This window comes from Nakamurella sp., assembly GCF_048594475.1.
Taxonomy (GTDB): Bacteria; Actinomycetota; Actinomycetes; order Mycobacteriales; family Nakamurellaceae; genus Nakamurella.
The window spans coordinates 1-3,514 of record NZ_JBMDXT010000394.1; the positions used below are offsets into that span (position 1 = coordinate 1).

The following is a 3,514-nucleotide window of genomic DNA, read 5'->3' on the forward strand; positions in this document are numbered from 1 at the left end:
CTGGGCCGGGGTGCGCTGCCCCGGCCGGCGTGCGCCCACCCCGGGCCGGGCGGGTCAGCCGGTGACGGCCAGCGCGGGGGTGCCCGCGACGGCGTCGACGCCGCGCGGACCGTGGCCGTCGTAGACCGCGGACGGCCGGACGATGCGCCCGAGCCGCTTCTGCTCGAGGATGTGCGCGCTCCACCCGGCGGTGCGGGCGCAGGTGAACATCGCCGGCATCATCGCGGCGGGCACGCCGGCGAAGTCGAGGATGACCGCGGCCCAGAACTCGACGTTGGTCTCGATCGCGCGGTCCGGCCGGCGCTCGCGCAGCACGGCCAGCGCCGCCTGCTCCAGTGCGGCCGCGGCCTCGTAGCGGGGCGCGTTCAGCTCCCGGCAGGTCCGCCGCAGCACGCGGGCCCGCGGGTCCTCGGCGCGATAGACGCGATGGCCGAAGCCCATCAGCCGCTCGTGGTTGTCCAGGATGCGGGTGACCAGACCGTGCGGGTCCCCGCTGGCCTCCACCTCCTTGACCATCGGCAGGACGCGGGCCGGTGCGCCGCCGTGCAGCGGGCCCGACATCGACCCGATCGCGCCGGCGATGCTGGCCGGCACGTCGGCGCCGGTCGAGGCCACCACCCGGCCGGTGAACGTGGAGGCGTTCATCCCGTGCTCGGCCGCCGAGACCCAGTAGGCGTCCAGCGCCTTGACCCGGACCGGGTCGATCTCGCCGGTCCAGGCCAGGACGAAGCGCTCGACCACGCCGGCGGTGTCCGCGAGGTCGTCGGCCGGGACCGCGGGCCGTTCGCCGCGCGCCGAGTGCGCCGCGTAGGACAGCACCGCCGCGGTCGTCTGGGCCAGGTGGTCCCGGGCCTGCTCGTCGCTGATGTCGAGCAGTGGGCCGAACCCGCGGGCGGGCGCCAGCAGCGGCAACGACGCCTGTACGTCCACCCGGACGTCGCCGGAACGGAACGCCGGCGGGGCCGTCTCCACGGGCAGCCGCGCGCCGAAGGCATCGTCGACGAGCAGGGCCCAGGCGTCCTCGAAGCCGACGCGGCCCACGAGATCCTCGATGTCCACGCCGCGGTACCGCAGGGATCCGCCGTCGCGGTCGGGCTCGGCAATGGCGGTGTGGAACGCGACCACACCCTCCAGGCCCGGAACGAAACCATTCGCTGCCATCTGTACCTCCACGCCGAGGGTGAGCCGGAGCGCCGGTGCGCCGGGGATGGGCCGAGCCGGAAAGCGGTCCGCGTCCGGCCCCGGTCGGGGGCCGGTCGGCGGGCGTGACGCGCTGGTGGGCGGCGCCTCACGGTCACCTCACAATGCCTGCGGTCCCGGCGGTAGGGCCAGCCCTCGAAAGGTGGCCTTGGTCACGCCTTTACCGTCGGTGGCGGGGTGGTCGGGGCCGCCGGAGGCCCGGCGTAGCGTCGGATCGGGCGCGACGGCCCGACGGGCGGGCCGCTCGGTGGACGCGATTGAGGACGATCACGATGCAGCATGACGAGACGGACCGGACGCGGATGGACGCCATGCGCGAGGACTACTCGCTGGCCGGGCTGGCCGAGGAGGACCTGGCCGCGGACTGGGTCACCCAGTTCGACCGCTGGCTGCACGACGCGATCGTCGCCCGGTTGCCCGAGCCCAACGCGATGGTCCTGGCGACCGCCTCCCCCGTCGGCGAGGTGGCCAGCCGCAGCGTGCTCTGCAAGGGCGTCGACGAGGCGGGGGTCGTCTTCTACACCAACCTCGGCTCGGACAAGAGCCGCGACCTGACGGCGAATCCACGCGCCGCGGCGACCTTTCCGTGGATCGGGCTGCAGCGGCAGGTGCACGTGCGCGGTTCGGTGGAGCGGGTGTCGCCCGAGCTGACCGAGCAGTACTGGGCGACCCGCCCGCGCGCCTCGCGGTTGGGCGCCTGGGCCAGCCCGCAGTCGTCGGTGCTGCCCGACCGGGCCGAGCTCGAGCGGTTGCAGGCCCAGGTCGCCGACCGGTTCGGCGGGTCGGTCGACGATGCCCCCGACGCGAGAGTCGTTCCGCTGCCGGACTTCTGGGGTGGGTGGCGGATCGTGCCGGAGACCGTCGAGTTCTGGCAGGGCCGGCGCTCGCGGCTGCACGACCGGCTCCGGTTCCGCCGGACGGACCGGGGCTGGGTCGTCGAGCGTCTGGCCCCATGACGCCCCGGCCGCCGACCGACGACATCGACGACCCCGATCCCGACCCGGTCCGGACCGCGCCCGCGACCACCACCGCCGGACCGTCCGCCGCTCCGGCCGGGGACGACCGGGCCGGGCCCGGGGTGGCCGTGCCCACCGCGGCTGCGACGCCCGGTGACCTCCCGGGCGGGGACGATCCGGTCGGGGACGATCCGGGCAGGGACGATCCGGCCGGGGACGGTCCGGACGGGACCGCGCCGGCGGCGCCGGCACGGTCCTGGCGCCGGGTCGGCCCGGACCTGCGGCCGCTGGGCGTGCCGGCCTACCGCCGGCTGTTCATCGGGCAGGTCTTCACCGTGGTCGGGTCGATGATCACCGCCGTCGCCGTGCAGCAGCAGGTGTTCGACCTGACCGGCAGCTCGGCCTGGGTGGGGTTCGCCTCGCTGGTCGCGCTGGTCCCGCTGGTGATCTTCGGCCTGCTCGGCGGGGCGATCGCCGATACCTACGACCGGCGCACGCTGCTGATCATCACCTCGACCGGTATCGCGGTGACCAGCGTCGGGCTGTGGCTGGCCGCGCTGGGGGGCAGCGAGTCGGTGTGGACCGTGTTCGCCCTGCTCGCGCTGCAGCAGGCGTTCTTCGCCGTCAACCAACCGACCCGCAGCGCGATCATCCCGCGCATCGTGCCGGTCGACCTGGTGCCGTCGGCCAACGCCCTGGGCATGACGGTGTTCAGCATCGGGGTGATCGTCGGCCCGCTGCTGGTCGGCGTGCTGATCCCGCTCGTCGGCCTGGCCTGGCTCTACTTCATCGACGCGCTCACGCTGGTCGCGATCCTGTACGCCGTGCTGCGGCTGCCGCCGATCCCGCCGCTGGGCGGTCGGCGGGGGCGGGCCAAGGTCGTCGACGGCCTGCGCTACCTCTGGCTCAAGCCCCTGCTGCTGATGACGTTCGTCGTCGACATCATCGCCATGGTCTTCGGCATGCCCAGAGCCCTGTTCCCGCAGATGGCGGAGGAGACATTCGGCGGGGCGGTGGGCGGCGGCTACCAGTTGGGCGTGCTGAACGCCGCGTTGGCCGTGGGTGCCCTGATCGGCGGGCTCACCGGTGGCTGGATCCACCGGGTGCATCGCCAGGGCATCGCGATCGTCGCTGCCATCGTCCTCTGGGGCGCCTCGATGGCGTCGTACGGGTCCACCTCGATCCTCTGGCTGGCCGCGATCTTCCTGGCCGTCGGGGGCTGGGCCGACCTGGTCAGCGCCGTCTACCGGTCGACGATCCTGCAGGTCAACGCGACCGACGACATGCGCGGCCGGATGCAGGGCGTGTTCACGGTGGTGGTGGCGGGCGGACCCCGGGTGGCCGACCTGGTCCACGGC

Annotated in this window: 3 protein-coding genes; 2 read left to right on the top strand and 1 reads right to left on the bottom strand. The window is 74.2% G+C overall.

Annotated features, from left to right (window positions below; all coding sequences use genetic code 11):
* Positions 1-54 precede the first annotated feature (54 nt).
* Positions 55-1,161 (bottom strand): citrate synthase 2, encoded by a 1,107-nt coding sequence (locus ACOJUF_RS17790; RefSeq protein ID WP_420123155.1) that lies wholly within the window; start codon positions 1,159-1,161, stop codon positions 55-57.
* 311 nt (positions 1,162-1,472) lie between these two features.
* Here ACOJUF_RS17790 and pdxH point away from each other — a divergent pair, with 311 nt between their 5' ends.
* Positions 1,473-2,156: a pyridoxamine 5'-phosphate oxidase gene (gene pdxH, locus ACOJUF_RS17795; protein WP_420123156.1), complete on the top strand. Its 684-nt coding sequence runs from the start codon at positions 1,473-1,475 to the stop codon at positions 2,154-2,156.
* A partial coding sequence (locus tag ACOJUF_RS17800; protein ID WP_420123157.1) for an MFS transporter occupies positions 2,153-3,514 on the top strand: 1,362 nt, incomplete at its 3' end. The genes pdxH and ACOJUF_RS17800, both read left to right, overlap by 4 nt.

Excerpts from the sequence above, each read along its gene's own strand:
- ACOJUF_RS17790 (WP_420123155.1), bottom strand. The coding sequence starts at position 1,161 with ATGGCAGCGAATGGTTTCGTTCCGGGCCTGGAGGGTGTGGTCGCGTTC.
- pdxH (WP_420123156.1), top strand. The coding sequence starts at position 1,473 with ATGCAGCATGACGAGACGGACCGGACGCGGATGGACGCCATGCGCGAG.